Source organism: Bacteroides sp. 1_1_30 (assembly GCF_020982715.1).
Taxonomy (GTDB): domain Bacteria; phylum Bacteroidota; class Bacteroidia; order Bacteroidales; family Bacteroidaceae; genus Bacteroides; species Bacteroides xylanisolvens.
Genome location: NZ_JAJKHN010000111.1, coordinates 1 through 17,347, shown reverse-complemented (window position 1 = coordinate 17,347; position 17,347 = coordinate 1). Strand labels below are relative to the sequence as shown.

Here is a 17,347-nt window from a genome sequence, read left to right as displayed (position 1 = left end):
TCGTGGGCTCGGAGATGTGTATAAGAGACAGTGTTATATCTTTAATGAGGTATATACATACGAGCACTGCTCCCTTACGACTGTCGGAGTTGTAACGGGCGCCACCACCAATATGTATTTACTAACATTGTTCTCATTGTCTTTTGTAATTTTATGGGGGCAAATATAGACACTTTGTTTGAAACAGCAAACAAAATATGACTTTTTTTCTCTTTTGCCTTCATTTTTCTGATATAGAACAATTTTCAACCTGAACTGTTCTTATAAATATTGAATATTTAAACAAAAACAATTATGAAACAGAGAAAAGTTTTAGTAGGTATCGCTATTGCCATTTTCATTATATTATTATTGTATTGGTTATTGGTAGCAGAGGATATGAAACCCTGGTTGTCGGCTATGGTTCCTTCCGTGGCACAACAATTCTTTGCTTGATTCTGACAGGCCTCGGATAAATCATGTATCTTTGCAAGGATAGTGACTAATAACCAAAATAATAACAATAGACTAAGATATGGAAAATTTTATTTTTCAAAATCCTGTGAAACTAATCATGGGAAAAGGGATGATTGCCCGGCTGGCTAAAGAAATACCGTCCGACAAACGTATTATGATTACTTTTGGCGGCGGAAGCGTGAAGAAAAACGGAGTGTACGATCAGGTAAAGGAAGCATTGAAGGACCATTTTACGGTAGAATTTTGGGGAATCGAACCCAATCCTGCCATCGAAACTCTCCGTAAAGCGATTGCTTTGGGAAAAGAAGAGAAAGTGGATTATTTGCTGGCTGTTGGCGGCGGTTCTGTTATTGACGGTACGAAATTGATTTCCGCAGGAATCCTGTATGATGGTGATGCCTGGGATTTAGTACTTGCCGGACGCCCGGTAACTCATACTGTACCTCTTTCCACTGTATTGACTTTGCCTGCTACCGGTTCGGAAATGAATAACGGAGCAGTTATTTCCCGTCGCGAAACGAAAGAGAAATATCCTTTTTATGCCAACTATCCAATCTTCTCTATTCTTGATCCGGAAGTAACTTTTACCTTGCCACCTCATCAGGTAGCTTGTGGATTGGCTGATACCTATGTTCATGTGATGGAGCAATATATGACTACTTCCGGACAGAGTCGCGTTATGGACCGTTGGGCAGAAGGTATTCTGCAAACTCTGGTGGAGATTGCTCCGAAAATTCGTGAAAACCAGCATGATTATCAACTGATGGCTGATTTTATGCTTTCGGCTACAATGGCATTGAATGGATTTATTGCTATGGGAGTGTCTCAAGACTGGGCTACTCACATGATCGGGCATGAAATTACTGCTTTGCACGGATTGACACATGGCCATACGTTAGCCATTGTTCTTCCTGCCACGTTGCAAGTGCTTCATGAAGAAAAAGGGGATAAGCTTTTGCAGTATGGTGAAAGAGTTTGGGGAATTACTTCCGGTACGAGAGAAGAGCGGATTGATGAAGCAATTTGCCGTACCGAAGAATTTTTCCGTTCACTGGGACTGACTACACGTTTGCATGAAGAGAACATCGGACAGGAAACTATTCTGGAAATCGAACGCCGCTTCAATGAACGTGGTGCTAAATATGGTGAGAATGGAAATGTAACAGGTGCTGTTGCTCGTAGAATATTAGAGACTGCACTTTAGGCACACTCTTACATGAAGTTTATAGAATAAGAAGGTTTCCGAAAAATCCTTCTTGCTAAATAAAATGTGTACCCTAAAAGTTGGATATAAAACTTTTGGGGTACATTTCATTAGTAGTGGTAATAATGTAAAGTAGCGGGGCAGTATTATTATCTTACAGGGTATACTTCATAATCAGTAACAGCAAAAAGAGTGATTTTATAAATCCAAGGCTTTTCGGTATTCTGTTTACTATTTCTCAATATTCTCTGTTCTTGGAATTTTGAACCAGAAACAAGAACCTTCTCCTTCTTTAGATTCCGCTCCGATAACTCCTCCCAGCCGCTCTACAATGACACGACAGATGGCTAGTCCGAGACCTGTTCCTTTAATAAACGAATTCAGTTTGACGAAACGTTCGAACACCTTGTCTATTTTGTCAGCAGGAATTCCGATACCTGTATCTTTTACATAAAAGTATATTTCATCACTTGCTTCTTCAATCCGGTATCCCATTTCGATAGAACCCTTGGAAGTGAACTTTAAGGCATTGTTTGTAAAGTTGATGATAACCTGTGATAAGCGTATGCGGTCTGTATTAATAATACATTGATTTGCTCTCTCTGTGAATACGATTTGTACGTCCGGTGAAGAGTTTTTTTCTTGCATTTGTCTGCAAATACCTTCCATCAGTTCATTAATGTCAGTTTGCGCAAATGTGAATTCCATAGTACCGGCTTCGATTTTGGAAAGATCCAGAATATCGTCTATCAGTTGCAATAATAAGATGTTGTTGCTGGAGATTATTTTCACGAACTCCTGTTTCTCTTCTTCCTCCTCTGTCTGACAAACCATTTCGGAAAATCCTACAATTGCGTTTAGTGGGGTTCGTATTTCATGGCTCATATTAGCGAGAAAGGCAGATTTTAGTCGATTGGATTCTTCGGCTTTTTCCTTTGCCTCTTGCAACATTCTATTCATTTTTAGTTTTTCTGTGATGTTTTCAAAACGAAGTAATCCGCCAATAATTTCAGTTTCTTTTTCGTCGCCAAAAACGGGAGTTGCGGTCACTTCAAAATCGACATCGTCTACTCTGATTGTATGTCGGATTATTTTGCCTTGTTCGATTGCTTTCTTGAAAGCACATTGTCCACATGGTTCATTACGAAGTGCACTGGTCTGATAGCAAATTTTTCCCGGTATGTATCGTCTTCCTTTTACCAGGCTGGCGATTTGTCTTGTTTCTTCCCATTGCACCCGGTAATTTTTATCAATATAGATAAGCCCGAAGTCAATACTTTTTAGAGCTAGTTTCTGCTTCTTCAATGCTTTTTCCAGTTCTTCTTTGGCTGCAACCAATTCTCTTTCATAATTCTTGAGTTGAGTGATCTCCCATCGGGTTGCCAGTAGCCATCTTTTTTCCCCTTCCCATGAAATAATTGATTTTACAGCAATCGTATCATGGGTGATTCCATCGGGAGTGATATATTTTTCTTCTTTGCGGTATACTTTGCCTTCTTGTACGAGTTCTTTGTCGATATTTCGGTATTTTTCTCCTCTTTCTTCTCCGTATATTTCGTAGTCAGTATGTCCGATAGCCTCTTCACTACTGATACCGGATTGAACGGCTGATTCTTTATTCCAGTAATAGTATCGGAAATCATTTGCAATGTCTTTTACGAAGATCGGAAAAGGAAGGTTGTCGAGAATATCAAAAGAAAAACGATAGGAATGATTGGTCTTTTTAATCGTTTTGTGTAATTTGTGGATTCTATATAATAAAATGCTAATGATAAGGAGTAAAATAATTACCAGTAAATAATTATAACCCCAAGGTACTTCACCAATCCAGAAAATTAACAAAATATTGTTTGCCATAAAATGTTTGATATAAATAGGGTGTAAAGATATGAATTGTTCTTTAACTATCAAAAAGATAATACATAAATATATTGCTTTTCAACATTATATTATGAGGATGTAATAAAATATGATATGATGAATGTGGATGTATGTGGATGTATGGTGTCTTGTATTTCCTGTATGGTATGATATTTTGAATGATTTTGAATCTTTTTCTAGAGGGAAAATGTATTAAAATATTAAATGATGTCTCATGAACTAAAATCATTTCTAATTTGTTTTAATAACGCTGGAGTATTTTCTATTTTTGTTCACCTAAATTAGTTTTGATAGAGTCAAAATAAAACAATCATTTAATTACGTATGCTAATAACCATTATTATTCTCGTTCTTTCGGCTGTCTTTTTCGTGAACGGCAAGGTTCGTTCGGATATTGTGGCACTATGTGCGCTGATAGCCTTACTTGTTTTTCAGATATTAACTCCTGACGAGGCACTCTCCGGTTTTTCTAATTCGGTAGTCATTATGATGATCGGATTGTTTGTTGTAGGAGGGGCTATTTTCCAGACGGGACTGGCAAAAATGATTAGTTCCCGAATTCTTAAACTTGCGGGAACCAGTGAGATCCGGTTGTTTCTATTGGTGATGTTGGTGACTTCTGTCATTGGTGCGTTTGTCAGTAACACAGGCACGGTGGCATTGATGCTTCCTATTGTTGTTAGTCTGGCGATGAGTGCCGGCATGAATCCCAGCAGGCTGTTAATGCCGTTGGCTTTTGCAAGTAGTATGGGAGGTATGATGACTCTGATTGGTACTCCGCCGAACCTTGTGATACAGAATACGTTGACTTCCGCCGGACTTGAGCCGCTTTCTTTCTTCTCTTTCCTGCCTGTCGGCATTGTCTGTGTAATTGTCGGTACACTGGTTCTGATGCCGCTTAGTAAATGGTTTCTTTCTAAAAAAGGCCAGAAAGATGATAATAAACGTTCGGGCAAGTCATTGAAACAGTTGGTTAATGAATATGGACTCTCCAGTAATTTGTTTCGTTTACAGGTGATAAAAGATTCACGGCTTTTGGGGAAGACAATAATAGATTTGGATATTCGTCGTAAATATGGTCTGAATATTATGGAAGTTCGTCGTGGTGATGCATCGCAACATCGTTTTCTAAAAACGATTACTCAAAAGTTTGCTGCACCGGACACGATGTTAGAAGTAGAGGATATTTTGTATGTGACTGGAGACTTTGATAAGGTGCAACTCTTTGCGGAAGATTACCTGTTGGAGATCTTGGGCGACCATGCAACGGAAGAAACAAAAAGTACGACTAATTCGCTTGATTTTTATGATATCGGTATTGCTGAAATAGTATTGATGCCATCTTCTAATTTGATAAACCAGACAATTAAAGAAGCTGGTTTCCGTGATAAGTTTAATGTGAACGTATTAGGGGTTCGTCGTAAAAAGGAATATTTATTGCAAGATTTGGGGAATGAGCGTATTCATAGTGGTGACGTGCTTTTGGTGCAAGGAACATGGAATAATATAGCCCGTCTTAGTAAGGAAGATGCTGATTGGGTTGTTTTGGGGCAACCTTTGGCGGAAGCGGCTAAAGTTACGTTAGATTATAAAGCTCCGGTAGCAGCTGCTATTATGGTGTTAATGGTCGCAATGATGGTTTTTGATTTCATTCCGGTAGCTCCGGTTACAGCCGTTATGATAGCGGGTATATTGATGGTGCTTACGGGATGTTTCCGCAATGTGGAAGCGGCTTATAAAACGATTAACTGGGAAAGTATTGTATTGATTGCTGCCATGCTCCCTATGTCTCTGGCATTGGAGAAAACGGGAGCTTCGGAATATATTTCCAATACATTGGTGAACGGTTTGGGATCATACGGACCGATTGCATTGATGGCAGGTATTTATTTTACGACTTCGTTGATGACGATGTTTATTAGTAATACGGCTACCGCTGTTTTGCTTGCTCCGATTGCTTTGCAAAGTGCCATACAGATTGGAGTCAGTCCGGTTCCTTTTCTGTTTGCCGTGACGGTAGGTGCAAGTATGTGTTTTGCTTCTCCGTTCTCTACGCCGCCTAATGCCTTGGTGATGCCTGCCGGACAATATACCTTTATGGATTATGTAAAAGTAGGATTGCCATTGCAGATTATTATGGGAATCGTGATGATTTTTGTATTGCCATTGATTTTCCCCTTTTAGTCTTTGATTTTTATCTTGTCAGTGGGGGAGATGAAAGAAATAGAGATTTGTAGCGCTGAATCTTTGTCTTTTTATGAAGAGTTGCATATTTCCATGCAACTCTTTTTTTGCTGTATACTATTGAATAAATAGTATTAAAATTTTAATATTCAACGATATAACTAACTGTCTTCTAATATAAATAATTAGAGTGAGGCGCTTTAAAAGATGTTAACTGCAAATCGGAAAATGCAATGTAATCTGTATAATGTTTATAAATACAATTATCTTTGTGCGTCATTGCTGATTATTGATTAGTAGTGATTTATGTTTTTCGCAAATAAAACAAACTAAAGCATTAAAAGATTATGAAACAGAACATTGCAAAAGTATTCACTTTCTCGTTGTTGGCGTCTTCCATCAGTTTTATCAGTTGTGTTGATAATGAGAAAAATCTGTTTGATGCAGATCAACTGAAGCAAATTTACGAAGAAACTTTTCCTGTAAAAAACATCGATCTTGATGGTGATTGGACAGTGTCACGAAGTGTGATAGCGTGTGTGTCAGTTAATGGAGATCAGGGAGTAGATTATAAGATACAAATATTTGATGCCGATCCATTAAGTCCGGGAAGTACAGCAAAACTCTTAGCGGAAGGAACTGTCAATCAAAGTACGACTTTGAATGTGGTGATGGATTGTGCAACAGCGCTTGATAAGGTGTTTGTTGCACGCATAGATGAGCACAAACGCTATCTGGTTCAACCGGTAGCGATTGAAAATGGTACAGTGACAGCGCATTTAGGAGACGCACATTATATATGGATATACAGGAGCACAACGTCTCATGTTGAATACAGGGAATGCTAGTACCCCTCTTACAGATATATACACTCTTGAAGTGAACGTCAAACTTAAGAATGCAATATCTGTCCCTAGTGTGACAGATGGCTTAGACTTCTTCATTGCTTATCAGGGGATAGGTCAAAAGAGAACGGAAATCCATTTGACTCATTTTAATTCGGCTACGGCGAATGGGCAATTGGCAGATAATGAAGTGCTCGAAGTAATCAAGGCAGTTAATAATACTTGGGCTCTTTGTGTTCCTGATAAATTTGCTTATCCAACAGAAACAACAGTGATAACGAATGCATATTCTAAATTTGCAGATTGGGCACACGATCAGAGCTCAACCACAGATTGGTATAAGACTGTTAGTAGTGACAAGGTGATTCAGTACTAAACTTTTCGTCATCTCTACACTTTTTACATAAAGTTTTAGAATCCCTGATTATACTGACGATTGTTTGTGTAATCAGGGATTTTGCTATCTCACATGTTTTGTTATTTTTCTCTGTTAGCAAGCAAAAACCTTTAAAATGCTGAAAATTTTGCTTGTTTTGTACAAAAGCACCGTGTTTTTATCGGAAAAGCATCGTTATATTTGTGAAAAACATAAGGATAAAGTAAGCAAAAGATGCGGATAATGTCACCAAAAGCTATGGATAGAGTAAGCAAACCATTGGGATAGTGTCGCTATGTCGTAAATATTGTTAGTATTTTCTACTTTCCTTCCATTGATTTTTCTATTTCGGTCTTTGATAATGATAAATAGAAAAGAATAAAAGGAACCTTTAGTGGTATAGATAATCTCTCTTTGGTGGTAAATGTTTTGATGATGTATCAAAAAGTGTATATATCGTGCCTGATTATAGAATAACGATTTGAGCAAATTCCTCTACAGTGGCAGAAACTCTTTATTCCAATAAAAGGGAGGAAAGAAACGATTCCTGGTAGATTAAGAATTACAAAGTGTCAATGGTGACTTTTTGTAAACTATAGTTTCTATAAGATAGGTTTCATCAATTGTTAAGGCATTTTTTCTCTCTGTCTCAATTATATATTTTAATTCTTTGTAACTATGAAGAGACAAAGAATAGTAGCTATATTGAATAATAGTTGCTTGATGGCATAGCACGATAGAACTTCTGTAATGTACAAATCAAGCGATTTAAGGTTGAATAAACTTAAATCGCTTTTCTCCGCATCACTACTATCTGATCGAACCGCTTTTGTGACGGAGTGCCAACTATAATTTCCTTTGGAGGGAATCGCTTATCGAACTCATTAGCAGCTGATTTATCGACCTGATATATTTCATCTTCTATGTAACGTCCTTTAGCGTTGGCTAAAGCATTATCATATAATTCATAAACATGAAGAGCTGTGGCATACATATTATCTTCGGTGCGAATCCCTAATGTTTCAGCAGGAATGAATCCTTGCCGGAGGTAATAATCCGGGTCACCGCAAAGTAAAATGGCACGAAATCCCATATCGAAAGCTCGTTCTTTGGTCAGCGCAATCATTTTTCCTCCAATACCTTTCTGTTGATATTCGGGAAGAACAGAAATGGGCCCCAGACTCAATACTTCATATTGGTTACCGTCATCCGCCATGATAAATGATTTAAGGCAGACCACATTGCCGACAATCTTGCCATTAAGTTCTGCAACAATATCGAGTTCCGGTACAAATTTGGGATGGTTACGCATGATATGGAGCAGATAATGTTCGTCACACCCCGGAGAAAAATGATTCCAAAAGGCTTCCCGTGTGACATTTTCGGTTTCATTATAATCCGAAGGTTGCTCAATTCTAAGTTTTATATCCATCTTATCAAATATATAGTTGCACAAATATAGAGAACAAAATTTGAATATTTACCTCTTTAAGGACGAATCTGTACATTATAGCAAGATGAGACAAAAACTCCCGATACAAAGTTTGAATATACACTAGTATCAGGAGCTTTGTGTATTGATACATCAAGATTGTAGAGAATTAAACTTTGTTCATATTTTGCGTGTACAGACTATTGATGATACCGTCGAACAGTCCGATGGTAGGTACAATAATTCCGGTGGCTTTTATATGAGTAGCTATCTCGAGAAATATTTCAGCAGCAGGTACAATAACATCGGCCCGGTCCGGTTTCAACTTATATTGCTTGATACACTGTTCGGTAGAGAGCTTTCAATGTTTCATATATATCTTGCAGTGATTTTTTTATTTCACTTTGTTTCATACTGAAAGAGAACCGTCTAAATTTTTTGCAAAAATATCAATGTGGGATGTAATTGTCATAACGATATTATTACGAACTTATTACAATGTTTATTTGTTATTTTTATATATCAGTAGAAACACTTATATTCGCAAAAGTATTGGAACAGACTCGGTTAAAAAATATAGAATTTATGAAAACAATGAATTATTCCCTTATTCGTATTCTCTTTGCACTTGTGATAGGATTGGTGCTCGTTATTTGGCCAAATGCGGCTGCCAGCTATATTGTCATTACAGTTGGTGTTGCCTTTTTAATTCCCGGTGTTATCAGCCTTTTTGGTTATTTCGGCCGGAAAAGACAGGAAGGTGAAGCGGCTCCCCGTTTCCCGATAGAAGGAATCGGCAGTTTATTATTTGGACTTTGGCTGATTGTGATGCCTGAATTCTTTGCAGATGTTCTGATGTTTCTATTGGGATTTATCCTGATAATGGGAGGAGTGCAACAGATTGCTTCTTTATCGATGGCACGTCGGTGGATGCCTGTTCCGGGAGCGTTTTACCTGGTTCCTTCATTGATTCTTATTGCAGGTATCATCGCTTTGTTTAATCCGACAGGAGCACGTAATACTGCATTTATAATTATTGGTGTGAGTAGTTTGGTTTATTCGCTTACCGAATTAATCAACTGGTTCAAGTTTACCCGTCGTCGTCCGAAGACTCCGGTGGTACATGACGATGATGATATTGAGGATGCAAAGATAATCGAATAAAAAAGAAGAGGACTGCTTCACAGCACCCCTCCCCGCAAACTTAAAACAACCAACAAAAGAAATAGATAATTTCATAACGGTGAACTGTGAGTGGTAAACGGTAAATGCGTTGCAGTGCAATTTGTTCACCGTTTATCGTTCACCGTTCTTTTTTTCTATCTCACAAATAACAGTTCCCTGTATTTCGGAAGCGTCCACATCTGGTTGTCAACAATGAGTTCCAACTTATCGATGTGGTAGCGGATTTCTTCCAGTGCCGGAACGATCGTGTCGTGGTAGGCAATGGCTTTTTCCCGTTCGCTTTCTATCTTGTTCGCAACCTTACGAGCTTCAATCATTGCATCTACATGTTCCTTGATGAAGGCTGTACGGTCGGCAATCTCTTCAATAAGTTCCAGGTTTTTAGCAGACAATTTCGCTGCCTTTTCTGCCGGGAAAAGAGATTGCATCTTATAGACATTATTAATTAAATCCGTTTGATATTGAGTGGCCACCGGAATGATATGGTTCATAGCCAAATCACCCAATACACGCGCCTCGATCTGAATCTTCTTCGTATACGTTTCCCATTTCACTTCGTTGCGGGCTTCCAGTTCTTTCTTTGTCATTACACCGGTAGCTTCGAACATGGCAATGGTTTCCGGTTTCAGGTAGTTATCGAAGATAACAGGAACACTGGTTTCGCAATCCAGGCCACGGCGGGCGGCTTCTTTCTTCCATTCGTCGCTGTAACCATTGCCGTCAAAATGAATCGCTTTACATTCCTTGATATATCCACGGATAATTTCGAGAATGGCAGACACTTTAGGCTCTCCTTTTTCAATCAAAGCATCCACATCTTTCTTAAACTTCACCAATTGGTCTGCTACGGCAGAGTTCAATGCAATCATGGCAGACGCACAGTTTGCCTCGGAACCTACGGCACGGAACTCAAAACGGTTTCCGGTGAAAGCAAAAGGAGAGGTACGGTTACGGTCAGTATTGTCAATCAGCAATTCGGGAATCTGCGGAATATCCAACTTCATTCCCTGTTTGCCGCTAAGACTAATCAAATCATCTTTTGTACTGTTTTCAATGTGATCCAATACCTGCGACAATTGCTTCCCGAGGAAAGAGGAGATGATGGCAGGAGGTGCCTCATTAGCTCCCAGACGGTGGGCGTTGGTAGCGCTGGAGATAGAAGCTTTCAACAATCCGTTATGATGATAAACTGCCATCAATGTGTTTACGACGAAGGTAACAAAACGCAGGTTATCTTCCGGAGTCTTACCCGGTGCCATTAATAAAATGCCCGTGTCAGTTCCCAACGACCAGTTGTTGTGTTTACCCGATCCGTTGACACCCTTAAAAGGTTTTTCATGAAGCAGTACGCGGAAACCATGACGGCGACTTACCTTACGCATTAGTGACATAATCAGTAAGTTATGGTCATTAGCAAGGTTACACTCTTCAAAGATAGGGGCTAACTCGAACTGGTTCGGGGCAACCTCGTTGTGACGAGTCTTAACAGGAATACCCAGCTTTAACGCTTCAATTTCGAGGTCCTTCATGAAAGCGGCTACGCGGGTGGGGATAGCACCGAAGTAGTGGTCCTCCAACTGTTGGTTTTTGGCACTGTCATGTCCCATCAAAGTACGACCGGTCATTAGCAAGTCCGGGCGTGCGGCATACAATCCTTCGTCTACGAGGAAGTATTCCTGTTCCCAGCCCAAGTAAGCAACTACTTTTTTCACTTCCGGGTTGAAGTAACGGCATACGTCTACAGCAGCTTTATCTACAGCCCGCAATGCTTTCAGCAAGGGAGCTTTATAGTCGAGAGCTTCGCCGGTATATGCGATAAACACAGTTGGGATGCAAAGCGTATCATCTACAATGAAAGCAGGTGATGAGGGGTCCCATGCGCTGTAACCACGGGCTTCGAATGTATTACGGATACCGCCATTCGGAAAAGAAGAAGCATCCGGTTCCTGCTGTACAAGCAGTTTACCAGTAAATTCTTCCATCATACCGCCTTTGCCATCATGTTCAACGAAAGCATCATGCTTTTCAGCTGTACCCTCGGTCAGCGGTGCGAACCAGTGCGTATAATGAGTAACACCCATTTCGATGGCCCATTTCTTCATGCCGGCAGCTACTTCGTCGGCAATACTGCGATCTAGCGGAGCACCGTTGTCAATGGCGTCAATCAGTGCATTGTATACCTTGCTGGGAAGGTATTTGAACATCTTCTCCTTGTTGAATACATACTTGGCGAAATACTCCGAAGGACGTTCGGCAGGTGTTGCTACCTCAACAGCTTTCTTTTTGAAAGCTGTCTCTACTACTCTGAATCTAAGTTTTGACATAATACCTGATTTGATTTGTTGTTAAATATGTTAGAGTAAATAATTACTTTGTTATGTGGTTTCCGGAAAGGCGATCAAACCCGTCCGGAAGTTTTTTCTGTGATTAGCGGGGTAGTGATTAGTAGTAAGTTGTGCGTAGCTGTCTTTCACTAATCACTCAACCGTTCATCACTAAATTAGTTGTAAGCAGATTCTCCGTGTTCGTAAATATCAAGACCTTCTTCTTCGATACGTGCCGGAACGCGAAGTCCGTGAATCTTATCAAGCGTTTTGAAAATGATGAATCCCATGCCTGCTGCCCATGCACCTACTACCAATGCTCCGAATATTTGTGCACCGAGGAATCCGAAACCGTAGCCATAGAATAAACCTTCACTGGTGGAGAACAAACCTGTAAGAATAGTTCCTAAAAAGCCACAAACACCATGTACAGAAGATGCACCTACCGGATCGTCTATCTTTAACACTTTGTCAATGAAGTCAACGGAGAATATCATTACGACACCACATATTGCACCTATTAAGGCTGCTCCTGCAGGAGATACTGCGTCACATCCTGCTGTGATGCCTACCAGCCCTGCCAAGATACCATTCAGTGTCAATGACAGGGAAGGTTTTCCATATTTCATCCAGCTCACCAACAGAGCGAAGAAACCACCGGCACAAGCAGCCAGATTCGTTGTCAGGAATACGTGGGAGATGGCGATAGCATCGGCTTCGGTTGCTGCTGCCAATTGAGAACCGGGGTTGAACCCGAACCATCCGAACCAAAGAATGAATACGCCTAGTGCAGCAATAGTCAGGCTATGGCCTGGGATAGCTTTTGATTTGCCGTCTTTACCATATTTACCGATACGGGGACCAAGAATGGCAGCACCTACCAAAGCAATCCATCCACCTACAGAGTGAACGACCGTAGAACCGGCAAAGTCATGGAAGGTGGTTCCGAAGAGACTCATCATGAAAGAACCTTCTTCACCGTTCATCAACCAGCCCCCGCCCCATGTCCAATGACCGGATATCGGATAAATCAGTACACTGATAAAGATGGTGTAGACGATATACATGGAGAATTTTGTACGTTCTGCCATGGCTCCTGATACAATTGTAGCTGCTGTCGCACAAAATACGGTTTGGAATATGAGGAATCCTTCGGTTGGCAGACCATTATCAATGAAAGAAAGGTCGAAGAAGTGAGGCATTCCGATGAATCCGCCTGCGCCGAACATCAATCCGAAACCGATAAACCAGTATAGTAAAGAGCCGAACATGAAGTCTACAAAGTTCTTCATCAGAATGTTGGCAGTATTTTTCACTCTGGTAAAACCTGCTTCTACTAATGCAAATCCCGGCTGCATGAAGAATACGAGCATTGCTGCAAGCAACATCCATACAGTATTCAATCCAAGAGCTAATTCACCGACCGTATCGGGAGCTGCTGATGCTTCTTCAGCAGGAGCGGTAACGACTTCGGTAATTGTTTCTGTAACTGCTGCAACTGTATCGGCAGCAGCTGTGTTTTGTGCCGACATATCAGTAGTAAAACAGCACAAAATGAATATAGTAGTGGCTATCCACAGCTTTACGAAGCTATGGCTTTTATATTTTGTATCCATAATAGTATAATCTTATTTAACGTTCTTGTTCTGCATTGTAGAGGGCTATGTCACCACGTTCGGCAGTGCGTATGCGGATAGCGTCTTCGATAGGAATGACGAAAATACGTCCGTCACCGATTTCTCCGGTCTGTGCAGCTTTGATGATAGCCTGCACTGTTTTCTCGGTATTCTTGTCGCGCACGACAATAGAGATCAAAATTCTTTCAATGGTGCTGGTGTCATATACTACGCCACGGTAGATACGTCCTTGCCGTGCTTTTCCAATACCTCTTACATCGTAATAAGAGAACCATTCGATGTCCGCTTCGAGTAGGGCGTCTTTTACGTCCTCGAATTTGGTTTTACGGATAATAGCTTCAATCTTTTTCATATACCTTAAATATTAGTGTGTCCTGTAAAAGAAAGAGGTATAGGGTAGCGGCAGCCATAGCAGGTTACCATACAACAAACCGATAAAATCTAAACTCTAACTACCTTTTCTAATCCCTATACGCTCTTTGTATTGTAAATTCTCTCTCTTAAAAACTTAGTCCGAAAGCAAAGTAGGCTCCTTCAGTGCGTGGGTTCACTGTTACTTTGGCAAATGTCGGTACGGAGAAGGAATCTGTGATTTTAATCTCCTTGGATGCTCCGAGACTGATGTCTGTTACGCAGAATCCACTGGTATAGCCATTATAAAAAGTTGTTTCCCAGGGAACCATACCTAAATCTACTGTCCAGTCGAGACCTCCCAATTTGAAAGGTGCGCTAAGTGCGAGGTAAGAAGAATAAGCTCTTTTGCCGTTTTCTTTCACACCGTCGGCACCTGCAAAGTTTGTGTACCAGTTGACGGCTAGCGGACCGAAATCATATCCCACTTGTGCTTCAAATACATGTGCTGTAGAATAGGCCCCATATTGGAAATACTTATTGGTTGTATAAATCTCCTTTCCGTATTCATCTACATCCCCTGTATATGTTTTATCAAACCAATAATCCGTTATTGAAACATTAAATCCACCAATTGAATAACCGAGAGTTAAATCAAACTCTTTTGCATCTTTGGATTCAATTCCCACTGATCCCCATGCTCCGAGTGATAAACCTTTGTAAGAGATTCCCAGTGAAGGCTGGACGCTAACTCCGCCTAAATTCTGACCGCGCCAGATGTAACCACTTACCAAATCTGCTCCAACGGAAGCTTCTACCTTATCTTGTGCCATCATTGTAGACGGGACAAGTCCTGACAGTAATAATGCTACTGTTATTACCCCCAATTTGTTGTTAATCGTCGTTTTCATCGTCTTTTTACCTTTAAAAGTTAGAAAAATGTGGATGTACGGTCCATTTGTTATATAGTAGCGCGCAAAATACTATCGTTTTTTATAGATAACTGATTATGGATAACTGATCCTGCAGGAATGATGATGTCCGTTTAATGGGGGCATGTTGAACTTTCTATTTCCCGCTATCCATTATTCATTCAATCAGAGCCAGTTTTTTATTCTTCTCATCGCTTCGATACAGTCGTTGCGTTCGCCGAACGCAGTTAAACGGATATACCCTTCACCGCTTGGCCCGAAACCTACACCGGGAGTACCGACCACATTGGCTTCATACAACATCTGTTCGAAGAACCGCCATGAAGAAAGTCCGTTCGGAGTTTTCACCCACAAGTAGGGAGCGTTGACGCCGCCGTATACTTTCAGTCCTGTGGCTTCCAATCCTTCCTTCATGATTTTTGCGTTGGTCATATAATAGTCGATTGTTTTCTTAATCTGTGCTTTGCCTTCTGCACTGTAAACGGCTTCTGCTGCCCGTTGGGTAATATAAGAAGTGCCGTTAAACTTAGTACACTGGCGACGGTTCCACAATCTGTTGAGTGGTATGCGATCGCCTTCCAGAGTGGCGGCAGTGAGCTCTTTCGGAACCACGGTATATCCGCAGCGTACTCCTGTAAATCCTGCCGTTTTTGAAAAACTACGGAATTCAATCGCGCACTTTTTAGCTCCCTTAATCTCATAGATAGAGTGGGGGACATTCTCGTCCTGGATATATGCCTCGTAAGCGGCATCGAACAGAATCAGTGTATCGTTTGCTAAGGCATAATCCACCCACTTTTTCAGTTCCGGTTTGGTTAAGGTGGTCCCTGTCGGGTTGTTCGGATAACAGAGATAAACGATGTCTATCCGTTTGTCCGGAATTTCCGGGATAAAGTTGTTCTCACTTGTGCAAGGCATATAAGTAACGTTGCTCCATTTACCCGTTTCTTCTTCCAATACTCCGGCGCGTCCGCACATAACGTTACTGTCTATGTAAACCGGATAAATGGGATCTGTAACACCTACGCTATTGTCGTGGCGAAGAATATCACCTATATTTCCGGTATCGCTTTTAGCCCCGTCACTGACAAAAATCTCGGATGCCGAGAAATGAATCCCGCGTGGAGCGAAATCGTTCTTTATGATTGCTTCAATCAGAAAATCATATCCCTGTTCAGGACCATATCCGCGGAATGTATCTTTGCCGGCCAGTTCTTCTACCGCTTTATGCATTGCTTCTATACAGGCTGGAGGAAGTGGCTGCGTAACGTCGCCGATACCTAGCCGGATGATGTCCTGTTTGGGATGTGTTATCCTGAAAGTATTTACCTTTTTCGCTATATCCGAGAATAAATAACTTCCCGGTAATTTTAAAAAATGCTCGTTTACTAATGCCATATTGTTATTGTTTTAAGTTTCTATTACTCTCCATTCTCAACTCTCCATTCTCAACTCTCAACTTCTTCAACAATTTCCCCATCGAAAACCTTGGTTGCCGGTCCGGTCATTAATATATGTCCGGAGGTTTCATCCCATTCGATGGTAACTGTCCCTCCATCCATTATCACATCACTTTTTCTTCCTGCAAGTCCGTTGATGAAGGCGGCTACTGCTGTGGCGCAGGCACCTGTTCCGCAAGCTTGAGTAATTCCCGATCCTCTTTCCCATACTCTCATCCGTATGGTGTCTCTACCGACGATCTGTGCAAACTCTACATTCGTTCTGTCGGGAAAGAGAGGATGATTCTCCAGTTCAGGACCGATTTCCGGCAGATTAATTCGGGTAATGTCATCAACAAATGTGACGAGATGTGGATTACCCATTGATACTTTAGTAGATGGGAAAGGATATTTCTTTTTCCAATCAATCTCTCCTGTTTCTTGTGGACTGCCCATATCTACGGTGACTGTACTGACTGTTTTTCCCTCTACCTGCAATTTCAGAATTTTAATTCCCGATAGTGTATCCAAAGTTATTTCTGTTTTATCAGTCAATCCGTATTCATATACATATTTGCCTACGCAGCGGCTACCATTGCCACACATCATTGCTTCCGAACCGTCGGCATTGAAAATACGCATACTGAAATCCGCTTTATCAGAGACACCAATCAATATTAGTCCATCACTTCCGATTCCTGTATGAAACTTGCTCCATTCGATCGCTTTCTTTTCAGGGTCTGCTATCGGATATCTGGTCGTGTCTACATATATGTAGTCATTTCCTGTTCCATGCATTTTAGTGAACTTAATTCTTGTTGTCATTTTGATTGGTATTTATTGGTTGTTGTATCCTTTTGTTTTATTACAATGCAAAGATATGACTTTTTGCTTTATATTTTATTGAAAAGTATGTCTAATCTCTATTAATTTTCTGTGAACTTATAATTGCCTTTCATACGGCTATGTTTAGTTATAATTTGGAATTATATATATTCATATATTAATAAACTGTTATTTGAACGAATTGCTTTGTATATTCTTTCATAATATATGAAGCTGTCTCTTATACACATCTCCGAGCCCACGAGACCATGGCTA

Annotated in this window: 12 protein-coding genes and 2 pseudogenes; 5 read left to right on the top strand and 9 right to left on the bottom strand. The window is 40.5% G+C overall.

Going from position 1 to position 17,347, the window contains the following annotated elements; translation table 11 throughout:
* The first annotated feature begins 294 nt into the window (after positions 1 to 294).
* Both LPH68_RS23065 and LPH68_RS23060 read left to right on the top strand, forming a co-directional pair.
* Positions 295 to 435: a hypothetical protein gene (locus tag LPH68_RS23065; protein ID WP_004300101.1), complete on the top strand. Its 141-nt coding sequence runs from the start codon at positions 295 to 297 to the stop codon at positions 433 to 435.
* Between the two features lie 79 nt (positions 436 to 514).
* Positions 515 to 1,660, top strand: coding sequence for an iron-containing alcohol dehydrogenase (locus tag LPH68_RS23060; protein ID WP_008022874.1), 1,146 nt, complete (start codon positions 515 to 517; stop codon positions 1,658 to 1,660).
* 231 nt (positions 1,661 to 1,891) lie between these two features.
* Here the strand turns inward: LPH68_RS23060 and LPH68_RS23055 are convergent, their stop codons facing one another.
* A complete protein-coding gene (locus LPH68_RS23055; RefSeq protein WP_009040494.1) occupies positions 1,892 to 3,517 on the bottom strand; it encodes an ATP-binding protein in 1,626 nt (541 codons plus the stop codon).
* Positions 3,518 to 3,865: 348 nt separating this feature from the next.
* Between LPH68_RS23055 and LPH68_RS23050 the strand changes: the two genes are divergently transcribed.
* Together LPH68_RS23050 and LPH68_RS26875 are read left to right on the top strand one after the other, a co-directional pair.
* Positions 3,866 to 5,725 carry an SLC13 family permease gene (locus tag LPH68_RS23050; protein WP_004315719.1) on the top strand — a complete coding sequence of 620 codons (1,860 nt, stop codon included), beginning with the start codon at positions 3,866 to 3,868 and terminating at the stop codon, positions 5,723 to 5,725.
* Between the two features lie 347 nt (positions 5,726 to 6,072).
* Positions 6,073 to 6,946: pseudogene (locus tag LPH68_RS26875) on the top strand (LruC domain-containing protein).
* 784 nt (positions 6,947 to 7,730) lie between these two features.
* Here LPH68_RS26875 and LPH68_RS23035 read toward each other — a convergent pair.
* A complete protein-coding gene (locus tag LPH68_RS23035; protein ID WP_009040496.1) occupies positions 7,731 to 8,378 on the bottom strand; it encodes a GNAT family N-acetyltransferase in 648 nt (215 codons plus the stop codon).
* A gap of 169 nt (positions 8,379 to 8,547) precedes the next feature.
* Positions 8,548 to 8,770, bottom strand: a pseudogene (locus LPH68_RS23030) (Ppx/GppA family phosphatase); the annotation flags it as partial.
* A gap of 193 nt (positions 8,771 to 8,963) precedes the next feature.
* On the opposite strand from LPH68_RS23030, the gene LPH68_RS23025 reads away from it, so the two are divergent.
* Positions 8,964 to 9,542, top strand: a complete 579-nt coding sequence (locus LPH68_RS23025; RefSeq protein WP_004315724.1) for an HdeD family acid-resistance protein — start codon at positions 8,964 to 8,966, stop codon at positions 9,540 to 9,542.
* A gap of 155 nt (positions 9,543 to 9,697) precedes the next feature.
* Here LPH68_RS23025 and LPH68_RS23020 read toward each other — a convergent pair whose 3' ends face one another.
* The 6 genes from LPH68_RS23020 to dapF all read right to left on the bottom strand — a co-directional run bounded on the left by LPH68_RS23020 (position 9,698) and on the right by dapF (position 17,071).
* Entirely contained in the window at positions 9,698 to 11,887 is a 2,190-nt protein-coding gene (locus LPH68_RS23020) for a glutamine synthetase III (protein ID WP_004315725.1), read from the bottom strand.
* Positions 11,888 to 12,063: 176 nt separating this feature from the next.
* Positions 12,064 to 13,503 carry an ammonium transporter gene (locus LPH68_RS23015; protein WP_055234777.1) on the bottom strand — a complete coding sequence of 480 codons (1,440 nt, stop codon included), beginning with the start codon at positions 13,501 to 13,503 and terminating at the stop codon, positions 12,064 to 12,066.
* A 16-nt stretch (positions 13,504 to 13,519) separates the two neighbouring features.
* Complete coding sequence (locus tag LPH68_RS23010) at positions 13,520 to 13,876, bottom strand: P-II family nitrogen regulator (protein ID WP_004303701.1); 357 nt, start codon at positions 13,874 to 13,876, stop codon at positions 13,520 to 13,522.
* A 148-nt stretch (positions 13,877 to 14,024) separates the two neighbouring features.
* On the bottom strand, positions 14,025 to 14,786 hold the full coding sequence (locus tag LPH68_RS23005) for a hypothetical protein (RefSeq protein WP_151923183.1): 762 nt from the start codon (positions 14,784 to 14,786) through the stop codon (positions 14,025 to 14,027).
* Between the two features lie 186 nt (positions 14,787 to 14,972).
* On the bottom strand, positions 14,973 to 16,205 hold the full coding sequence (locus tag LPH68_RS23000) for an LL-diaminopimelate aminotransferase (protein WP_004315728.1): 1,233 nt from the start codon (positions 16,203 to 16,205) through the stop codon (positions 14,973 to 14,975).
* 50 nt (positions 16,206 to 16,255) lie between these two features.
* The gene (gene dapF, locus LPH68_RS22995) at positions 16,256 to 17,071 is read right to left on the bottom strand and encodes a diaminopimelate epimerase (RefSeq protein ID WP_151923182.1); all 816 of its coding nucleotides are present in this window, start codon (positions 17,069 to 17,071) and stop codon (positions 16,256 to 16,258) included.
* Between the last annotated feature and the right edge of the window lie 276 nt (positions 17,072 to 17,347).

Excerpts from the sequence above, each read along its gene's own strand:
- LPH68_RS23065 (WP_004300101.1), top strand. The coding sequence starts at position 295 with ATGAAACAGAGAAAAGTTTTAGTAGGTATCGCTATTGCCATTTTCATT.
- LPH68_RS23060 (WP_008022874.1), top strand. The coding sequence starts at position 515 with ATGGAAAATTTTATTTTTCAAAATCCTGTGAAACTAATCATGGGAAAA.
- LPH68_RS23055 (WP_009040494.1), bottom strand. The coding sequence starts at position 3,517 with ATGGCAAACAATATTTTGTTAATTTTCTGGATTGGTGAAGTACCTTGG.
- LPH68_RS23050 (WP_004315719.1), top strand. The coding sequence starts at position 3,866 with ATGCTAATAACCATTATTATTCTCGTTCTTTCGGCTGTCTTTTTCGTG.
- LPH68_RS23035 (WP_009040496.1), bottom strand. The coding sequence starts at position 8,378 with ATGGATATAAAACTTAGAATTGAGCAACCTTCGGATTATAATGAAACC.
- LPH68_RS23025 (WP_004315724.1), top strand. The coding sequence starts at position 8,964 with ATGAAAACAATGAATTATTCCCTTATTCGTATTCTCTTTGCACTTGTG.
- LPH68_RS23020 (WP_004315725.1), bottom strand. The coding sequence starts at position 11,887 with ATGTCAAAACTTAGATTCAGAGTAGTAGAGACAGCTTTCAAAAAGAAA.
- LPH68_RS23015 (WP_055234777.1), bottom strand. The coding sequence starts at position 13,503 with ATGGATACAAAATATAAAAGCCATAGCTTCGTAAAGCTGTGGATAGCC.
- LPH68_RS23010 (WP_004303701.1), bottom strand. The coding sequence starts at position 13,876 with ATGAAAAAGATTGAAGCTATTATCCGTAAAACCAAATTCGAGGACGTA.
- LPH68_RS23005 (WP_151923183.1), bottom strand. The coding sequence starts at position 14,786 with ATGAAAACGACGATTAACAACAAATTGGGGGTAATAACAGTAGCATTA.
- LPH68_RS23000 (WP_004315728.1), bottom strand. The coding sequence starts at position 16,205 with ATGGCATTAGTAAACGAGCATTTTTTAAAATTACCGGGAAGTTATTTA.
- dapF (WP_151923182.1), bottom strand. The coding sequence starts at position 17,071 with ATGACAACAAGAATTAAGTTCACTAAAATGCATGGAACAGGAAATGAC.